Here is a 17561-nt window from a genome sequence, read left to right on the forward strand (position 1 = left end):
TGCTTCGGCACGTCGTCGATGCTTGAACGCCAAGGCCGACAGGTGTCAATAACGGCCTTCGACGGACTATTACTCTGGTTCGGGCCATCGGCCCGGAACTGGCGGTCCAGCACGTTATCGGCCACCGCGCCGCGCGTGCCCCGGTCCTTGGGCAGTCCACGTCGTCGGGGCCTGGCTCGTAGTGCCTGCTCTCGCATGAGTCGCTCGATGCGGTGCAGACCACAGGCTTGACCTTGCTCCAACACGTCGTGCCACACACGGCGCGCGCCGTAGGTGCGGTCGCTGCGCACGAAGCTCTGGTGGACCTGCGCGCCCAGCACTTCATCGCTGAGGCTGCGCTGGCTCCTGGGCCGTGTGAGCCACGCGTAGAAGCCACCCCGCGAGACACCGAGCGCCTCGCACATCAGATTGACCGGCCAGGCCCCTCGGTGTTTCGCCACGAAGCCGAACTTCACATCGACTCCTTCGCGAAGTAGGCCGCGGCTTTTTTCAGGATGTCGCGCTCCATCTTGAGCTTGGCAACCTCCTTGCGCAGTCGCGCTATCTCCGCGTCCTGGGCCTTCTGCTTGCCGTTGCCAGGGAACGCCTCCTGGGGCTCCTCTCGCAACTCACGAACCCACTTGCGCAGCACGTTCTCGTGAACGTCCAGGTCCTTGGCTGCCTGGGCCACAGCCACGCCACGCTCGGTGACCAACCTGACCGCCTCGAGCTTGAACTCGCGGCTGAATGTCCTTCTTCTCTCCATGAACCACCTCCGGTTTCATCTTCCACCTTAACAAGGTGTCATCGAAACCGGCAGCAGCCCAGTGCTCGTTCCAGAGGCTTGGCTTGTCACGGTTACCACCCGCATGGCAATTGACCGCTTGCGTGCTGCCAAGCTTCGACGAGAAGCCTATCCTGGCCTCTGGCTTCCCGAGCCACTGATCAGCGAAGGTCCGGCCTCCCCGGAGCAAATCCACGAAGTTGCTGATGACGTTTCCATCGCATTCCTGGTGCTGCTCGATTGCCTGACGCCAGAGGCACGCGCGGCATTCTTGCTTCGGGAGGTCTTCGACGTCGACTACGAGCATATTGCCGCAGCCATAGACAAGAGTGAGGCGGCATCCCGTCAAATCGTGCACCGTGCGAAGCAACGGCTAACGGCAGCGCGCGGCTCAGAGCGACAGAGGTCGCGAACCCCGCCGAAGGAGCAGTACGCGCTTCTGCATCGTTTGATACAGGCCATCATGGACGGTGATTTCAGCGGGATTCGCGCCTTGCTGGCCGAAGAGGCAGCTCTGGTAGGCGACTTTGGCAATAAGGGGCCAAGCTTGCGCCATCCCTTGAGCGGCGCCCAGCGTATTGCCCAACTGTATTACGCGCACTACCTGCGGCATGGCAGAAACATGCGACTGGAACTGGCCTTCTTGAACGGTGAATGGGCTCTCTTGCGCTATCTACAAGACGAACTGGAGTCCATCCAGGCCTTTGAGTTCGAAGGTGGTCGCATCGCGCATGTGCGGATACAGCGCAATCCGGAGAAGTTAGCCAGCCTCAAACGCTACAGCGACTTGCTGACAGCGCCAAATCCTCACTGATCGAACCCGTCCGAGGAGCAAAACAACGCTCGCAGCGCGCGGTTGTTCGCCGCGATTTTCTTCAACAGGTGTCACAGAGCCCTCATGTCAAACGTCTTGTGAGCAGGAGGTCGCGGTCGGCCTCCGCCCCTCATTGACATTGAAGGAATCTGATCTATGAATCGCGCTGTATGGTTTCAAGCCTCCCCTGAAGGTGCCAAGGCTGTTGGAACGCTGCACCACTTCGTTACCAAGAGCACTGGCCTACCGAGTTTGCTGACTCACCTAGTCTTCCTGCGTGTGTCGCAGATCAATGGTTGCGCGCACTGCATCGACATTCATACGCGTGACCTACTTGCTGAAGGCATGTCGGTTGAAAAGATGGTACTCATCCCTGTCTGGCACGAGGCCCAATACCTATTCTCTGAACAGGAGCGCGCGGCGTTGGCGTGGAGCGAGGAAGTAACGCTGGTGAGCGAGACTCACGCTTCAGATGAGGCCTATTCGGCCGCATTGGCCGTGTTCGGAGAAAAGGATCTGGTGGATCTGACTCTCACGATTGCAGCCATGAATGCTATCAATCGCATGGGCATAAGCTTCCGTATGAAGCCTCGTGCCAAGTTGTAAGGCGGCGGACAGGCCGCGATTACGGGGCTGAGCGGCCCGCTCCAGGCGCGCGTTTTGGGTGCCAGCAAGCGACCGCTCCTGGCCCCAAAGCAACCGTCGCCGTCTCGTCCGGGATCGTCAGCAACCGCTGCTAAACCGACTTTCAGCGTGGCAGCTCCAGGTCGGCAGAGACCATTCTGATCTTGCGTCGGCAATGGGGGCTTTCGCATTTAACGCGACATCAACTGCAAGAAAAGTAACGAGTTTGCCCCTCCGAAATTACCTGATTGCTTGCCATCCACCTACTCGGCCTGCTCGCCGTCAGGCGCACGGAGGCCTGGCCCCGTGATCGGCGCGACCGCTTCGATCTTGTATGTTCTTTGGGGACTGAGCGACTTTGCTATCAGGAGCCCTCCCGCCAGCCCCAAGGTTTCAGGTTCGAAGAGTATCCAACTCAGCAGTGGAGATCCAAGCTGTCAAAAGCGTAATCCGGCAGTCACTGCCTTGATAGGGCGAGATTTTTAGACTTCTCTTCGTGATGCAAAGCGTGTCACCCCGGTAGCCAAAAAAAGAGGCGTCCGGTGCAACTGGAGAACATCATGAAAGTTCGCAACGCACTCATCATCGTTGGCCTGGCCACCGTCGCTACGACTTCGTTCGCCGCGTCGGCCTATCACGCCAGCCCAGTGCAGGAGCAGGGAGCTGTGTTTACTCCCGACCACCTGGGTAACACCGTGAGCCGGGACTCCGTTCGCAATACCGTGCTTGTAGCCCAGCAAGACGGCTCGCTCCAATGGATCAGCCGTGGCTATCCCGCCACCTACCCGCTCGTCAAAGCGCCGACCCTCACCAAGAGCCGGGACCAGGTGCTGCAGGAGCTCGAATATGCCAAGCGCAACCCGATCACAGCAGATGGCATGCGCGACATGGGCGGCGAAGCTGGGTGGGTCAACGCCCAACAGCTGCCGTAATCCGCCCTTCATTTATTCAATCACATTAACTCAAAGGACCACACCATGAAATTCAAGACCGCACTCCTTCTCGCCGCTCTGGGCGCCGCACCTCTGCTCGCCTCTGCGCAATCGGCTCCACTCACCCGTGAACAGGTTCGCGCTGAACTGTTCCAAGCCATTCGCAGCGGCGACATCATGGGCAGCGGTGAGTCGAGCATGACGCTACGCCAAATGAACCCCCGCGCCTATCCTGCGCAAGCAGCAACCGCGCCCAAGAAGACGCGTGAGCAAGTGCAGCAGGAACTGGGCCAAGCGATCAAGTCAGGAGAGATGATGGCCGCTGGCGAATCTGGTGCTAAGTTGAATGAGATCGCTCCAGGGAGCTATCCTTCGCAGGCAGTGGCGGCTGTTTCGCCGAAGTCGCGCGACGAAGTCAAACATGAACTGGCCGAGGCAATTCTTCACGGAGAGATCGTCGCCAATGGTGAAGACGGGCGCATGCTCAAGGACGTATTTCCAGGCATGTACCGTGGCAGTCACACTGCGGACGTGGCAGCGGAACGCGGCTACACGGGGAGCGTCCGAGGCATGTGAAGCTGCGGCGCTGTTCTTCGATACCTAGTGCTCAGAATTCAACTTGCCATGCTAGACTGAAAAAATGAGTCGCTGGGTCGTCGCTTTGATGCTCGTACTGCTACCGCTCCAGTTCAGCTGGGCTGCGGTAGCTTCGTACTGCCAGCATGAGCGCGCTACGTCCGCCTCTACTGTGCAGCACGTGGGTCATCACGAACACCAGCATGAATCGGATACGACCGTTGGCAACGCCAAAGTGGGCGAGAAGAATCTCGACAAGTTCGACCCCGATTGCCGCTCATGCCATGGCCTTGGACTCGGTGCAGTCTACGTGCCAGATTCCAAAATGCCTGCAGATCGCGGTAACGGAATGAACGCCCCGGTCTTGTCACCGCTAGCAGGCGTCAGCCCCATCCCCCCAGACCGCCCTCAGTGGCCCTCCCTCGCCTAATCGGCGGGGCTTCTTCCTCGATCCATTCTTTATCCGCCTTCGATAGGGCGGAGTCGCCGCGCGCGCCGCAGCCGAAATGGACTTGAGCAGCTAGGTGACGTTGTTGTTGCCATCCCGCCGATTTCCCCGTGTTTCAAGGTCACTGGAGAATCGGATGTTCAAGGGAATTCATGTTTCAAATCGCCTGGTCGCTGTACCCGGCCGAAAGAGTTTTGCGGTCACAGCAGTTGTTGCCGCCACGATTTTTGCGAGCGGATCGGTCGCGCTCGCCCAGGGCGTGCCCGCAGGCACCCAAGGAAGCCAATCGATAATTGCTCACAGCGCGTTGGCGTCGTCCGCAGCCCCGTTGTCGTTGGCCAGGGCCATCGACTTGGCACTGGAAGGGAATGCAGACGTTGCCGCGGCCATGCGCCAGGTCGAGGCATCAGAAGGGCAAGTCATTCAGGGACGCGCGCGCCCAAATCCGGAGTTTGCGTACTCGCTCGAAGACACCCGGTCCAGAACGCGCACGCAAAGCTGGCAGCTCAACCTTCCGATTGAACTCGGCGGTAAGCGCACGGCACGGACCAAGGCCGCGGAAAGGGCCCGGGAGCAGGCACAGGCTCAGCTCGCTGAGGTGAAATCCACGGTGCGTGCCAATGTGGTTGCCGCCTACTTCGAAGCACTGACGGCCCAAGAGCGGTTGGCCTTGGCAAAGGACAGTGCAGCGCTTGCCAAGTCATCCACTGACACCGTTGCGAAGCGTGTGGCTGCGGGCAAGGTCTCCCCCGTCGAGGAGACGAAGGCACGCGTTGCGGAAGCCGGCATACGCGTGGAGTTGGCGCAGGCGGCGGGCGAAGAGCGCAATGCACTGACCCGCCTCTATGCACTGTTGGGCCGAACCACCGGGATGACCCTCCTGCTGGAAGGCGAGGCCGAGAGCCTTCCTGCCGTTCCTGATATCGCGGCGCTGCAATCCCTGGTTGCGTCATCCCCTGCCGTTGTTGTCGCCAAGGTCGAAGTGGATCGGCGCATCGCCTTGACCGAGGTGGAGCAGAGCAAGCGGGTGCCGGACGTCACTGTGAGCGCAGGTATGCAGCGCAGCAATGAGACACAGCGCAACATGCTCCTGCTCGGAGTGTCTGTGCCTCTACAACTGTTCGACCGCAACCAGGGCAACCTGCTGGAGGCCCTGAAGCTTGAGGACAAAGCAAGGGACGAATTGCAAGCCACCACCGTGCGGCTGCACAGCGAGGTGACCCAAGCCCACGATCGACTGGCAACGATCACTACCGAAGTGCAGGCGTTGCGAGGTGACGTGCTCCCTGGTTCCAAGTCGGCCTACGACGCAGCAACCGTGGGGTTCGAGAACGGCAAATTTAACTTCCTCGAAGTTCTCGACGCACAGCGCACGTACTTCACAGCCAAGTCGCAGTACCTCAAGGCGTTGGCCGAAGCCCATCGAGCAGCCGCGGAGATCGACCGACTCCTGGGCAGCCAGACGCCCAATGCACCGACCAACAAGCAAAACTGAGATCGACCATGAACTCCATCAAATCAAGCATCAGCAAGAAGCACCTGATCGCCATCGCCGTCGTCATCGCGATGGGCGTTGGTGCTGGCGCCCTCATTCTGCAGGGAGGCAAGACGAAGGCTGCGGCCGGTGAGGGAGATGGCCACGGCCACGGCACCCACACTGAAGCCAAGGGGCACGGAGACGGCGAGCACCATGGCAAAGCGGATGGCAAGGGCCATGATGACGACAAAGGCCATGCCGACGGGGAGCATCACGAGAAGAGTGAGTCCAAGGGGACGAACGGTGGCAGCCTCTTCAAGGAAGGCGACTTCGGCCTGGAAGCTCTGCTTGCGGAAGACGGCGGCGAGCCGCGCCTTCGCGTCTGGATGTTCGACAAGGACACGCCACTGCCGCAGAGCGCCGCCACGGTCGCCGCAACAATTACCCGGCCGACGGGTGAAAAACAGACGCTCTCGTTCATCCAGGAAAAGGACGGGTGGGTGAGCCGCGAGAGCGTGGCAGAACCACACGCGTTTGACATCGAGATCATTGCGCAAAAGGGCAATGAGCCTTTCATGTTCGTGATGAGCAAGGAAGAAGGCAAGGTCGAGCTGACCGATGCCCAGATCAAGGCGGCAGCCATCGGCGTTGACTCGGCATCTGCTGCGAGCATCAAGTCTGCGCTGCTGCTGCCCGGCGAGATCCGCCTCAACGAAGATCGCACCTCGCACGTGGTTCCACGCCTTGCTGGCGTGGTGGAAAGCGTTAACGCCAGCTTGGGCCAGGTCGTCAAGAAGGGGCAGGTGCTGGCCGCTATCGCGAGTCCCACAGCATCGGAGCAGCGCAGCGAGCTGCAGACGGCCCAAAAGCGCATGGCCTTGGCAAAGACGACCTACGAGCGGGAGAAGAAGCTTTGGGAGCAGAAGGTCTCGGCGGAGCAGGACTACCTGCAGGCCAAGCAGGCACTCAACGAAGCCGAAGTTGCTGTCGCCAACGCCAACCAGAAGTTGGGGGCATTGGGTCTGTCGTCCTCTTCCGCCTCGGGCCTGAACCGGCTTGAGCTGCGTGCGCCCTTTGATGGGATCGTCATCGAGAAGCATCTGAGCCTCGGCGAAGCCGTCAAGGAAGACGCCGCCGTGTTCACGATTTCTGATCTGAGCCAGGTGTGGGCGGAAATCAACGTTCCAGCCAAGGATCTCCCTCTCGTGCGGGTCGGTGAGAAAGTCACCATCAAGGCCACCGCGTTCGACGCTTCAGCGACGGGCACTGTGGCCTTCGTGGGCGCGCTCATCGGTGAGCAAACCCGAACCGCCAAGGCGCGGGTGGTGTTGGATAACCCCAAGGGAGCATGGCGGCCAGGCCTGTTCGTGAACGTCGAGGTCGTGGCTGATGAGGCAACTGTGCCCGTGACGATCGCTGCAGACGCAGTCCAGACGGTTGGGGACAAGCCTGTTGTCTTCCTCAAGGTCAATGGAGGCTTCATTGCCCAGCCCGTGCAGTTGGGACGCAGCGATGGCAAGCGTATCGAGGTTCTTCAGGGCATCAAGCCCGGAACGCCCTACGCAGCGTCCGGCAGCTTCGTCGTGAAGTCCGAACTGGGCAAGGCGTCCGCCGAGCACACGCACTGATCACGGAGCCTCACACATGTTTGAAAAACTGATTCGATTTTCGATCGAGCAGCGATGGCTGGTGCTGCTCGCTGCCATTGCAATGGGTGCCCTGGGCGTCTTCAACTACCAGAAGCTTCCCATCGACGCTGTTCCGGACATCACCAACGTCCAGGTGCAGATCAACACGCAAGCCGCCGGTTACTCACCACTGGAGACAGAGCAGCGCGTGACCTACCCCATCGAGACGGTCATGGCCGGTCTCCCCAATCTGGAGCAGACCCGGTCGTTGTCACGCTACGGCCTTTCCCAGGTCACGGTGATCTTCAAGGACGGCACCGACATCTACTTCGCGCGCCAGTTGGTGAACGAACGCATCCAGGAGGCCCGGGATAAGTTGCCGGCAGGCATCACCCCTGCGCTGGGACCTATCTCGACCGGCCTGGGCGAAATCTACCTGTGGACGGTTGAAACCAAGGATGGAGCCAAGAAGCCAGACGGCAACCCCTACACCCCGACAGACCTGCGTGAAATCCAGGATTGGATCATCAAGCCGCAGCTGCGCAATGTTCCAGGCGTCACCGAAATCAACTCCATCGGCGGTTTTGCGAAGGAATACCAGATTGCGCCAATCCCCGAGCGCCTGGCATCCCTCGGCGTGACGCTGCAAGACATCGTCACTGCTCTGGACCGCAACAACGGCAACGTTGGCGCGGGCTACATCGAGAAGCGCGGCGAACAGTACCTGGTTCGCGCCCCTGGCCAGGTCAAGTCGATGGAAGATATCGGCAACGTGATCTTGAGCAGTGCCAACGGTGTCCCTGTGCGTGTGCGGGATGTCGCCGACGTATCGATCGGCCGGGAACTGCGCACTGGCGCTGCCACGGACAACGGCCGTGAGGTCGTGCTCGGTACGGTCTTCATGCTCATCGGCGAGAACAGCCGTACCGTGTCGCAAGCCGTGGACAAGAAGATGGTGGAGATCAACCGCAACTTGCCAGAAGGCGTGCACGCGGTCACCGTCTACGACCGCACTGTCCTGGTGGACAAGGCCATCAGCACGGTGAAGAAGAACCTCATGGAAGGCGCGATCCTGGTGATCGTGATCCTCTTCCTTTTCCTGGGCAATATCCGGGCTGCGGTGATCACGGCAACGGTGATTCCGCTGTCGATGCTTTTCACGTTCACCGGCATGGTGAACTACAAGGTCAGTGCCAACCTGATGAGCCTTGGAGCGCTGGACTTCGGCATCATCATTGACGGCGCGGTTGTGATCGTGGAGAACTGCGTTCGCCGCCTGGCGCACGCCCAAGCCCACCATGGTCGACCACTGACACGGGCCGAGCGCTTCCATGAAGTGTTTCTGGCATCGAAAGAGTCTCGCCGCGCCCTTCTGTTTGGTCAGCTCATCATCATGGTGGTGTACCTGCCGATCTTCGCCCTCACTGGCGTCGAAGGAAAGATGTTCCACCCGATGGCGTTTACCGTGGTCGCGGCACTTGTCGGCGCAATGATCCTGTCGGTGACTTTCATCCCCGCCGCAGTCGCACTGTTCATAGGCAACCGGGTCAGCGAGAAGGAAAACTTCCTGCTCGGCCATGCGAAGCGAATCTATGCGCCGCTCCTGGATCGCGTCATGTCCGCCAAGGCAGTAGTGCTCTCCATTGCCGCAGTGGCCGTGGTGCTCTGCGGATTGATCGCGACCCGAATGGGCAGCGAGTTCGTTCCCCAACTCAATGAGGGTGACCTTGCCATCCAGGCGCTGCGAATCCCCGGTACCAGCCTCTCGCAATCTATCGCCATGCAGCGCCAGATCGAAGGGACGCTGAAAGAGAAGTTCCCTGAAATCGACCGGGTATTTGCCAGAACCGGCACTGCAGAAATTGCCTCGGACCCCATGCCGCCGAACATCTCGGACGGGTACATCATGCTCAAGCCCATGGACCAATGGCCCGAGCCACGCAAGACTCGTGACGAACTGCTTACCGCCATCCAAGAGGTGGTCGGCAAGATTCCCGGCAACAACTACGAGTTCTCGCAGCCGATCCAGTTGCGCTTCAACGAACTTATCTCCGGCGTGCGCAGCGACGTCGCGGTCAAGATCTTCGGGGACGACATGGACGTCCTGAACAAGTCGGCAGAAGAGATCTCTTCGATGCTGCAGAAGATCCAAGGGGCATCGGAGGTGAAGGTCGAGCAGACAACCGGGCTGCCGATGCTCACGGTGAATATCGACCGCCAGAAGGCGGCTCGCTATGGCCTGAACGTGGCCGACATCCAGGACACGGTGGCCACAGCCATCGGTGGACGTGAAGCCGGAACGATGTTCGAGGGTGATCGGCGATTTGACATCCTGGTGCGCCTGCCCGAAGCGATCCGCAATGACATGGAAGGCATGAAGCGACTGCCCATCCCGCTGCCTCGCTCAGCGGGCACTGCGGAAGCGCGGACCAACTTCATCCCACTTGCCGAAGTCGCTTCCTTTGAGCTCGCCCCCGGCCCTAACCAGGTCAGCCGCGAGAACGGCAAGCGGCGCATCGTGGTGAGCGCCAACGTGCGCGGCCGCGATGTGGGCTCCTTCGTTGCAGAAGCCGAACAAGGCCTGGCGCAGATCAAGATCCCGACGGGCTACTGGACAAGCTGGGGCGGCACGTTTGAGAACCTGCAGTCTGCCTCCAAGCGCCTGCAGATTGTGGTGCCCGTCTCACTGTTGCTCGTATTCGTGCTGCTGTTCGCAATGTTCGGAAATGCCAAGGACGGCCTGCTGGTGTTCACGGGCATTCCTTTCGCGCTGACGGGGGGCATCCTTGCGCTTTGGCTTCGCGACATCCCCATGTCGATCTCCGCGGCAGTTGGCTTCATCGCACTCTCAGGGGTCGCGGTGCTCAACGGCCTGGTGATGATCTCCTACATCCGCACGTTGAGAGAGGAAGGCGTTGCACTGGACGATGCGATCCGTGAAGGCGCGCTGACACGTCTGCGTCCCGTGCTCATGACGGCACTCGTTGCTTCTCTGGGCTTCATCCCAATGGCCATCGCTACGGGAACCGGGGCCGAGGTGCAGCGCCCGTTGGCCACCGTTGTGATCGGCGGCATTCTTTCCTCGACGCTCCTGACGCTCTTGGTCCTGCCCATCCTTTATCGCCTGGCCCACAAGCCTGACGAGCAGGTTGAGGACGTGACCGCAGAACCTGTACACCCAGTTCCCTCCGCCCAGTAATGGGCCTTCGGGCCCCGCAGTTTGCGGGGCCCATTTTTTATTCTGTTCAGCAAAGGAAATCCAATGAAAGCAACCAAGCTTCTCCTCGCACTCACCGTATTCATTTCCGGCGCAGCAATCGCCGCAGACAACCACGACACAAAGCCGCTGCATGGCGGTGTAGTGGCCCAGGCAAAAGACGTGGACTATGAGCTTGTGTCCGGCACCGACAAGCTGCAGCTCTACGTCCGCGACCATGGCAAGCCTGCAGACGTTGCTGGAATGGCGGCAAAGGTCACGCTGTTGACCGGTACTGAGAAGCAGGACGTCCAGCTGTTGCCAGTCGATGGAAAGCTGGAAGCTTCGGGCAGCTTCAAGGTGGCAGCAGGAACGAAAGCCGTTGCGGCAGTCACCAAAGGCGGCAAATCCGTCGCCTCGGTTCGATTCACCCTCAAGTAATCCAAGGTGCGGCGGGGCGCTTGAATGTGATTGCACTACGGCAGGCGCCCCGTTTCATGCAGGCAACAACACAGTTCAGAAACGTCTTAGGCCATGGGTCACGGACTAGGGCGTGTTAACACAAACGCAGTCCATCAGCGACAAGAACGAAGCTGATGAAGCCAAGAAACATGAGGTCGAGCTTGTCGAAGCGCGAGAAGATTCGGCGGTAGCCCTTGAGTCGGCGGAACAGGCGCTCGACTTCGTTGCGGCGTCTGTACATCGCTCGGTCATACTCCCAGGGCTCCACGCGCGTCTTCATGGGCGGCACGACAGGAATGAATCCGAGGTCGAGTGCGAGCTGGCGAGTTTCGTTACCCTCGTAGGCACGATCCATGAGCAGGTGCAGCGGTCGGCTTGGGGCACCAAGCCGGCTCAGCAGCGCCCGGCCTTCAGGCGCATCGTGCGCTTGGCCCGGCGACAGCGAGAACGTTATGGCTGTTCGAGCATCCGCGGCAACCATATGAACCTTGGTGTTCCATCCACCTCGGGACTTGCCGATGGCCTGAGGGCCGTTTTTTTTAGAGCTCCGGTGCCATCCGGATGCACCTTGATGCTCGTGGAGTCCAGTGAGACAGCTTCGATCCGGATGCGCACAACCTGCGAGCGTTGAAGCTCCTCGAACATTCGATCGAGCACGCCAGCCTTGGCCCACCGATTCATGCGCGTGTAGATCGTGTGCCAGTTGCCGAAGCGCTTTGGCAGGCCTCGCCATTTGCAGCCGTGCTCGGCCACGTAAAGGATGGCGTTGACCACCTGGAGGTTCGTCAGGCTCACATTGCCTCGCTGGGTGGGCAGACAGTGCTCGATCTGGGCAAATTGCTCGGGTGTGATCTCCATGCGTGAAGTGTCGCAGATTGATCATGATTAGAGCAAATAGTGTTGTAAGCGTCCGGCCAACCCATCTTGACCGGATGACTACAGGCGCAGCTTGCGCATGGCGGCATTGACGCCATTGAGGTCGAAGCCCGCTGGATCGAAGGGGCCACCATTCCATTTCCACATGTCCAGGTGCTGCGGATGCACTGGGTCCGTGATGGCCTGCAGGAAGTCGCTGTAGCCAGGTGGGCCACCCACGTCCTCGGGTGGGCAGGCATTGGCGCCCGCCACACACAACGGCCTGCGATTCTTCTCGCCAGGCTCCAAGGTGGCCTCCACCCGGATGCGGTGGCGCCAGTCGTCACCGAAGTCGTAGGTGTAGATGAACTCGCCGGTGCCGTCCGCCAGCACCGCCGCCAGGTCACACAGACGCTCATCTCGGGTCTCGATGCGGGAGGACCAGTCCGGATCAGAAGCGGCGTAGCGCACCTGGCCCACGGTGAAGGCGTGCAGGTGCGCGTTCTTCCAGCCCATGGCCGTCTGGATGACACGGTCGAGCTTGTCCAGCGTCAATGTGTCGGGCACCCACAGCCGCCGCCAGATGGCCGGCTCCAGGTATTCCAGTTCAACGTGCAGTTGATAGACGCGCTGCGGGGTGGAGGAGCGCCGAGGTTTCTTGAGCGTGCTCATTCCCCAAGGCTACCAGCCCTGGCGTCAGGTCGCGGGTTGCCAGCAATGCGGCAAGAGCTCCTCGATACGGCTGGCCCTATGCGTGGGCAGCCGTGTGAGGACGTCCCTGAGATAGGCATACGGATCGTGCCCGTTCATGCGCGCCGACTGGATCAGGCTCATCACCGCCGCCGCCCGCTGGCCCGCACGCAGGCTGCCGGCAAACAGCCAGTTGTTCCTGCCAATGGCGATCGGTCGGATCTGGTTCTCCATCCAGTTGTTGTCCACGGGCAGTTGGCCATCATCGACGAACCGGGTCAACGCCTCCCAGCGCCGCAGGCTGTAGTCCAGTGCCTTGGCGGTGGCCGATCCATCCGGCACCTTCTGGCGCTGCAGCTGCATCCATTCGTGCAAGGCGTCGAGCACCGGCTGGGTCTGCCTGCGCCGAATGTCCCGGCGCAGCGTGGCATCGAGCTCCCTGACCTCGCGCTCGATGTCGTAAACCCGGGCGAACTGCTGCAGCGCGAACTCGGCGATCTGACTCTTGTTGGCCGCGTGCAGGTCGAAGAATTTGCGGCGCGCATGCGCCAGGCAACCTACCTCCGTCACCCCGCTGGCGATCAACGCCTTGTAGCCGCTGAAGTCGTCACAGGTCAGGCTGCCTCTCCATTCCCCCAGGAATGCCCGGGCGTGCTCGCCGGCACGCGACTCACAGAAGTCGTAGACCACGGCTTTCATGTTCTCGAACGCCCCTGGAGCGTAGGCCCACAGGTAGGCGCGGTGCGTTTTACCCTCCCCCGGTTTGAGCATCGCCACCGGCGTCTCATCCGCGTGAAGCACGCAGCGTTGCAGGATCTCAGCCTTGAGCGCATCCACCAGCGGCTGTAGCCGCACCCCGCATGTGCCCACCCACTGCGCCAGGGTCGAGCGCGGGATGGCCAGCCCGGCACGCCCGAAGATCGCTTCCTGGCGGTACAGCGGCAGGTGATCGGCGTACTTGCCCACCAGCACCTGGGCCAGCAGGCCGGCGGTGGGGATAGCCGCAGTTGTGGGGACCTTCGTCATCTCGCTGGGAGGCATGTCCATCGTGAGCTACGGCCTGGCCCCAGTGCGACAGCTTGCGTACCAGCTGAGGTCCTTGTCCGCTGACAACTTGCGCCCGCGCTTGGACGGTGCCGGTCAGCCCGCAGAGCTTGTACCTCTGGTGGAGCAGTTCAACGGCTTGCTCGGCCGACTGGATCTTGCATACACCCAACTCGAGGGATTCAACGCTGACGTTTCGCACGAGCTGCGAACCCCTTTGGCAACGCTCGTCGCCAGCAATGAGCTGGCGCTGCGACGACCAGGGAACTTCGATATGGAGGAAGTTTTGTCCTCCAACCTGGAAGAACTTCACCGCCTCACTGGCATCATCAACGACATGCTGTTTCTGTCGCAGGCAGACAGGGGCGCCACTGCAAGACGTTCATTTGTCCCAAGCCTTGCGGCAATCGTCGAACGAGTGGCTGATTACCATGAGGCCGCACTGGCGGATGCTGATTTGCGACTGAAGGTCTCAGGCGATAGCTCCGGCCATTTCGATGAACCGCTACTTCGGCGCGCCGTGTCCAACCTGATCGGGAACGCAACCCAATACGCGAAACGGGGCACTGCCATCGAAGTGAACATAGTCATCGTGTCAGACACAGAGGTGAGCTTGGTCGTCGCGAACCAAGGCGAAATGGTCTCGCCTGAGATCCTGGGACGTATATTTGATCGGTTCTTCCGCGCCTCTGCTTCCCGTGAGCATGGGCAGAAGAACCATGGACTAGGTTTGGCCATCACCTCGGCGATTGCGCGCATGCACGGAGGCCGCACGACCGCAGCCAGTACCAATGGCAAGACCGAGATTGGCCTTGTACTGGTGAAGACCTTTGCATAGGTCCAGAGTCAAGACTCATTGCTGCCAGCCAAACCCCGACATCGAGGGTTTGACGTGCAATCAACGCAGTTGGGATCAGGGGGCGGGAACGGCCGGGACTGGTGCACCAACGCGGCGTGCCGCCCAGCTTGGGTGCTTCTGAGAGCGCTCCAGGTCAGCCAGCACTTCTTCGCGGGTTATGGCCTTGCCTTTCACCGGAACTGGTGCACCGAAGCGGTGGTACTGCCACGTGCCGTCTTTCTTGGACTGGTCCATTTCGGCGAGAACCTGTTCGCGCGACTTGCCAACCTCGGCATGTTCTGGATGGGTGGTGTAGCCCAGTTCTGTCGGCGCAGAGTGGATGACGCTGCTTGCCATTGCCGGGGCTGCAAGGGCTACGAAAGAGAGAGCGGTGAGTACGGTACGGACTGCCATGAGATATCTCCTTGGTTGGAATCAACGTGCACTGCAGACCGCACCAACCGTTGGACGCTCTACATTGCACATGTGACAGTCTGCTGACCGCATGCCGACAAGTTGCGCACCGAGAGATTACAAGTTCGTCATGTGTTCGCAGCACCCAGGAACCAAGCAGGCACGTTGATGCGCATTGGACTCAAGCCAGGGGGCCCGACGAAGACGCCGAAGTTGCTGCACTGCTCCTGTTCGCGGCGAGCCATGCACGACCAAGACCAGTGATCCGGCGAACCGTCGCCGTGCCCGAGCCTGCTACGTCTGGTAGGTCTGCTTCAACCATCCCTGCTGCGGAGAGCAGACGAAGCAGGTCGATGTCCCCAGTCTTCGTTACCTGCTTTGGCAAGGTGCCAGTTTCGATCTCTCGAAGAAACTCCAATGGCACGCTGCTCCCCTTGCATCGTGTAGATGTGTTGCGGCCTGACCGACGTCCTGACCCGGATGCCGTCACCCGTGGCACTGTGTGAGCGCCCCACGCCCGAATCGAGTGCTCGGCATGCCGGCACGTAGATTTCGGTCACCCTCTGGCCTGACCGCAGGACCCGCAAAATCGTGCACTGGGTGCGATTACCGTAGAGCACTTGGTGCACTGCGTTGCGACCATACTGGTTCCACACTGTTGGCAAAACCTTGCCCCTGGCTGGTTCGCGCAGCCGCAGCTCGCGCACGCGACGAGGTTTGCTGGTCGCGGGGTGTTGTATCCGTTGCCATAGCTGCGATTGTGGTCACTGTCTCGGTAATGTCCGCCATGATGGCCGCGGCCACCGCCGTGGTGTCCACTGAAAAGCTTGTTGAAGAAACCCATCACATCCTCCTGTGCATGTCGTGATGGGGCTATTTGAAAGCTTGTAGTGGCTTCAAGGTCAACAAATTTCGCCTGACATGGGCCTACCTTGCAGAGATGTAATCTGCGCGAAAACTTGGCGTTATCCGGGCATCTTCGTAGGGCCGATTCTTCCCATGTTTTGCATGGGGCACAGCCATTCGCAGTGGTGGTTCCCAGGCGGGGCCACTACAATTTTCGAATGCGTTCCAAACTGCTCGCTCTGCTCATCGCACTGTTGCCTTTGCAACTGTGCTGGGCTGCAGTGGCTCCTTACGCGCACAAAGATGCACGCGGTGCCGCGCATATTGCCGGCGTGCATGGTCTTGAGATCTTGCAATCGCAGGAGAACCCTTTTGACGTGGGTCCGGTGTACGAGATCGCTCTCGATTCTTCGCAGCAAACGGATGCCTCCGGGGCCGACCTGGACTGCGGCGTCTGTCATTCGCACAACCCGGCCGCACCACAACCCAGCCTCATTGCCGCTATCGCGGCGGTCCATGAATTTTTTGGTGCAATCGCGTTTGCACTGAAACCTCCTCCCGCGCCTCTCCGCCCTGAACGCCCGCAGTGGCGCGCCCTGGCCTGACCAGGGCATCGGTTCCTCACCGAAACCGCTGCCAACTCGCGAGCCAGCCCGCCGTGCTGTAGCTGGCCTGTCCGTTCGTTTCAGGGAGTTCCCATGGTCTTTGCCGACGTTTCGTGCGGCCTACTGATCTCATGGGCGCGTAGCACCACACGGGCGCGCGCTTTCAAATCTCGCACGCAGGGCTGGTGCCCATGAGCAGGCCTTGGCTACCACTCCTGTGCGCCTGGCTGGTCTCGATCGTGGCTACCGGCAGTGCCGTGTTCATCGGCGAAGTCATGGGCATGACACCGTGCGTGCTGTGCTGGTACCAGCGCATCGCCATGTTCCCCATCGCTCTGGTCCTTGGCATGTCACTGTACGCAGAAGACCGCCGAGGAGCTGTCTACGCGTTGCCGATGGCACTCACTGGCTTGGTGATCGCTGGCTATCACAGCCTCCTGGTGGCAGGGCTGGTTCCTCAGGCGTGGATCCCATGCTCCGCAGGAGTGTCTTGCGCCAACCAGAAGCTCAGCATCTTTTGGGGTCTGGAGCTGCCTTGGCTCTCGTTTGCATCCTTCGCTGCCATAGCAGCGCTCCTCTTCGTCTACCTGCGCGGAACCCGTCATGATCTCTAGAAAAGCAATCGTCGCCCTTGTGCTGATCGTTTCAGCAGGTGCCTTCGCTGTTGGTGCATACGTATACCAGCGCAACGCACAGTTGGATCAGCAAGCAATCGCCATCAGCCAGTCCGAGCACCTTGTGCGGATGCACTCACCGGTCCTGGGTCCTCGCGAAGCGCCGGTCACCATCGTGGAGTTCTTTGATCCCGCGTGCGAGACGTGCCGCGCCTTCTATCCCATCGTCAAAGACCTGATGCGGCAATACCCCTCCGATGTTCGGTTGGTGATCAGGTACGCCCCCTTTCACAGGGGCGCAGATCAGGTGGTCAAGCTGCTGGAAGCCGCGCGCAAGCAAGATCGATTCGTTCCCGTGCTTGAGTCCTTGCTCGACACGCAGCCAAGCTGGGCAGACCACGGCTCCCCTCGCCTGGAGCTGGCCTCTAGGGCGGCAGCGCAAGCTGGTTTGGACCTGCAACGCGCGCAGGCGGATATGGCTGCCCCAACGATGGATGCTGTCATCCAGCAGGATGTGCAGGATCTCACCGCGCTCCAGGTCAACAAGACGCCGACCTTCTTTGTCAATGGTCGCGCGCTTCCCAGTTTCGGAGCAAAGCAGCTGGCAGACCTGGTTTCCCAGGAGGTCGTGAAGGCCAAAAAGTAGAAGCCGCCATGCAGATTTCCACCCGCCCGGGTTGGCGCCGCAGTCAACACATCGCAGCGCTTGACTCTGAAGTTACTTGAAGGTTTCCA

The 17561-nt window shown here is 60.6% G+C and carries 17 protein-coding genes and 2 pseudogenes; 13 read left to right on the top strand and 6 right to left on the bottom strand.

Features of this window, described 5'->3' with window-relative positions; translation table 11 throughout:
• A pseudogene (locus FVQ98_RS08095) lies at window positions 1–745 on the bottom strand (IS3 family transposase); the annotation flags it as partial.
• A 103-nt stretch (window positions 746–848) separates the two neighbouring features.
• On the opposite strand from FVQ98_RS08095, the gene FVQ98_RS08100 reads away from it, so the two are divergent.
• The 9 genes from FVQ98_RS08100 (at window position 849) to FVQ98_RS08135 (ending at window position 10899) form a co-directional block, all read left to right on the top strand.
• Window positions 849–1577 carry a sigma factor-like helix-turn-helix DNA-binding protein gene (locus tag FVQ98_RS08100; RefSeq protein ID WP_147912942.1) on the top strand — a complete coding sequence of 243 codons (729 nt, stop codon included), beginning with the start codon at window positions 849–851 and terminating at the stop codon, window positions 1575–1577.
• Window positions 1578–1733: 156 nt separating this feature from the next.
• Window positions 1734–2183: a carboxymuconolactone decarboxylase family protein gene (locus tag FVQ98_RS08105; RefSeq protein ID WP_088886655.1), complete on the top strand. Its 450-nt coding sequence runs from the start codon at window positions 1734–1736 to the stop codon at window positions 2181–2183.
• A gap of 578 nt (window positions 2184–2761) precedes the next feature.
• Complete coding sequence (locus tag FVQ98_RS08110; protein ID WP_056637592.1) at window positions 2762–3133, top strand: hypothetical protein; 372 nt, start codon at window positions 2762–2764, stop codon at window positions 3131–3133.
• A 45-nt stretch (window positions 3134–3178) separates the two neighbouring features.
• Window positions 3179–3709, top strand: a complete 531-nt coding sequence (locus FVQ98_RS08115; RefSeq protein WP_056637596.1) for a DUF4148 domain-containing protein — start codon at window positions 3179–3181, stop codon at window positions 3707–3709.
• A 64-nt stretch (window positions 3710–3773) separates the two neighbouring features.
• Window positions 3774–4139 (top strand): cation efflux protein, CzcI family, encoded by a 366-nt coding sequence (gene czcI / locus FVQ98_RS20280; protein ID WP_343736098.1) that lies wholly within the window; start codon window positions 3774–3776, stop codon window positions 4137–4139.
• 154 nt (window positions 4140–4293) lie between these two features.
• A complete protein-coding gene (locus tag FVQ98_RS08120; RefSeq protein ID WP_147912943.1) occupies window positions 4294–5652 on the top strand; it encodes a TolC family protein in 1359 nt (452 codons plus the stop codon).
• 8 nt (window positions 5653–5660) lie between these two features.
• Entirely contained in the window at window positions 5661–7262 is a 1602-nt protein-coding gene (locus FVQ98_RS08125) for an efflux RND transporter periplasmic adaptor subunit (RefSeq protein ID WP_056637601.1), read from the top strand.
• Between the two features lie 16 nt (window positions 7263–7278).
• Window positions 7279–10461, top strand: a complete 3183-nt coding sequence (locus FVQ98_RS08130) for a CusA/CzcA family heavy metal efflux RND transporter (RefSeq protein WP_056637604.1) — start codon at window positions 7279–7281, stop codon at window positions 10459–10461.
• Window positions 10462–10524: 63 nt separating this feature from the next.
• Window positions 10525–10899 (top strand): hypothetical protein, encoded by a 375-nt coding sequence (locus tag FVQ98_RS08135; protein WP_056637607.1) that lies wholly within the window; start codon window positions 10525–10527, stop codon window positions 10897–10899.
• A gap of 115 nt (window positions 10900–11014) precedes the next feature.
• Here the strand turns inward: FVQ98_RS08135 and FVQ98_RS08140 are convergent.
• From FVQ98_RS08140 to tnpC, 3 genes and pseudogenes are all read right to left on the bottom strand, one after another.
• Window positions 11015–11778 (bottom strand): IS5 family transposase gene (locus FVQ98_RS08140; RefSeq protein ID WP_147912944.1). Its coding sequence is split into 2 segments (ribosomal slippage): window positions 11015–11463 and window positions 11463–11778, totalling 765 coding nucleotides; the frame shifts between segments, so codons are not numbered across the junction.
• A gap of 78 nt (window positions 11779–11856) precedes the next feature.
• Complete coding sequence (locus tag FVQ98_RS08145; protein ID WP_020228945.1) at window positions 11857–12447, bottom strand: plasmid pRiA4b ORF-3 family protein; 591 nt, start codon at window positions 12445–12447, stop codon at window positions 11857–11859.
• Window positions 12448–12471: 24 nt separating this feature from the next.
• Window positions 12472–13464, bottom strand: a pseudogene (tnpC, locus tag FVQ98_RS08150) (IS66 family transposase); the annotation flags it as partial.
• A gap of 40 nt (window positions 13465–13504) precedes the next feature.
• On the opposite strand from tnpC, the gene FVQ98_RS08155 reads away from it, so the two are divergent.
• Entirely contained in the window at window positions 13505–14347 is an 843-nt protein-coding gene (locus tag FVQ98_RS08155) for an ATP-binding protein (protein ID WP_147912945.1), read from the top strand.
• Between the two features lie 75 nt (window positions 14348–14422).
• Here the strand turns inward: FVQ98_RS08155 and FVQ98_RS08160 are convergent, their stop codons facing one another.
• Window positions 14423–14761 (bottom strand): DUF4148 domain-containing protein, encoded by a 339-nt coding sequence (locus FVQ98_RS08160; RefSeq protein WP_082576853.1) that lies wholly within the window; start codon window positions 14759–14761, stop codon window positions 14423–14425.
• A 556-nt stretch (window positions 14762–15317) separates the two neighbouring features.
• Window positions 15318–15605, bottom strand: coding sequence for a zinc ribbon domain-containing protein (locus FVQ98_RS20285; protein WP_082576855.1), 288 nt, complete (start codon window positions 15603–15605; stop codon window positions 15318–15320).
• 220 nt (window positions 15606–15825) lie between these two features.
• Between FVQ98_RS20285 and FVQ98_RS08175 the strand changes: the two genes are divergently transcribed.
• From FVQ98_RS08175 to FVQ98_RS08185, 3 genes are all read left to right on the top strand, one after another.
• The gene (locus FVQ98_RS08175; RefSeq protein ID WP_056642945.1) at window positions 15826–16212 is read left to right on the top strand and encodes a hypothetical protein; all 387 of its coding nucleotides are present in this window, start codon (window positions 15826–15828) and stop codon (window positions 16210–16212) included.
• 191 nt (window positions 16213–16403) lie between these two features.
• Window positions 16404–16826 (top strand): disulfide bond formation protein B, encoded by a 423-nt coding sequence (locus tag FVQ98_RS08180; RefSeq protein WP_056642948.1) that lies wholly within the window; start codon window positions 16404–16406, stop codon window positions 16824–16826.
• Window positions 16816–17472, top strand: coding sequence for a DsbA family protein (locus FVQ98_RS08185; RefSeq protein ID WP_056642951.1), 657 nt, complete (start codon window positions 16816–16818; stop codon window positions 17470–17472). Before FVQ98_RS08180 ends, FVQ98_RS08185 begins: the two co-directional genes overlap by 11 nt.
• Window positions 17473–17561 lie beyond the last annotated feature (89 nt).

Source organism: Ottowia flava (genome assembly GCF_008017535.1).
Classification (GTDB): domain Bacteria; phylum Pseudomonadota; class Gammaproteobacteria; order Burkholderiales; family Burkholderiaceae_C; genus Ottowia; species Ottowia flava.

Excerpts from the sequence above, each read along its gene's own strand:
- FVQ98_RS08100 (WP_147912942.1), top strand. The coding sequence starts at position 849 with ATGGCAATTGACCGCTTGCGTGCTGCCAAGCTTCGACGAGAAGCCTAT.
- FVQ98_RS08105 (WP_088886655.1), top strand. The coding sequence starts at position 1,734 with ATGAATCGCGCTGTATGGTTTCAAGCCTCCCCTGAAGGTGCCAAGGCT.
- FVQ98_RS08110 (WP_056637592.1), top strand. The coding sequence starts at position 2,762 with ATGAAAGTTCGCAACGCACTCATCATCGTTGGCCTGGCCACCGTCGCT.
- FVQ98_RS08115 (WP_056637596.1), top strand. The coding sequence starts at position 3,179 with ATGAAATTCAAGACCGCACTCCTTCTCGCCGCTCTGGGCGCCGCACCT.
- czcI (WP_343736098.1), top strand. The coding sequence starts at position 3,774 with ATGAGTCGCTGGGTCGTCGCTTTGATGCTCGTACTGCTACCGCTCCAG.
- FVQ98_RS08120 (WP_147912943.1), top strand. The coding sequence starts at position 4,294 with ATGTTCAAGGGAATTCATGTTTCAAATCGCCTGGTCGCTGTACCCGGC.
- FVQ98_RS08125 (WP_056637601.1), top strand. The coding sequence starts at position 5,661 with ATGAACTCCATCAAATCAAGCATCAGCAAGAAGCACCTGATCGCCATC.
- FVQ98_RS08130 (WP_056637604.1), top strand. The coding sequence starts at position 7,279 with ATGTTTGAAAAACTGATTCGATTTTCGATCGAGCAGCGATGGCTGGTG.
- FVQ98_RS08135 (WP_056637607.1), top strand. The coding sequence starts at position 10,525 with ATGAAAGCAACCAAGCTTCTCCTCGCACTCACCGTATTCATTTCCGGC.
- FVQ98_RS08145 (WP_020228945.1), bottom strand. The coding sequence starts at position 12,447 with ATGAGCACGCTCAAGAAACCTCGGCGCTCCTCCACCCCGCAGCGCGTC.
- FVQ98_RS08155 (WP_147912945.1), top strand. The coding sequence starts at position 13,505 with ATGTCCATCGTGAGCTACGGCCTGGCCCCAGTGCGACAGCTTGCGTAC.
- FVQ98_RS08160 (WP_082576853.1), bottom strand. The coding sequence starts at position 14,761 with ATGGCAGTCCGTACCGTACTCACCGCTCTCTCTTTCGTAGCCCTTGCA.
- FVQ98_RS20285 (WP_082576855.1), bottom strand. The coding sequence starts at position 15,605 with ATGGGTTTCTTCAACAAGCTTTTCAGTGGACACCACGGCGGTGGCCGC.
- FVQ98_RS08175 (WP_056642945.1), top strand. The coding sequence starts at position 15,826 with ATGCGTTCCAAACTGCTCGCTCTGCTCATCGCACTGTTGCCTTTGCAA.
- FVQ98_RS08180 (WP_056642948.1), top strand. The coding sequence starts at position 16,404 with ATGAGCAGGCCTTGGCTACCACTCCTGTGCGCCTGGCTGGTCTCGATC.
- FVQ98_RS08185 (WP_056642951.1), top strand. The coding sequence starts at position 16,816 with ATGATCTCTAGAAAAGCAATCGTCGCCCTTGTGCTGATCGTTTCAGCA.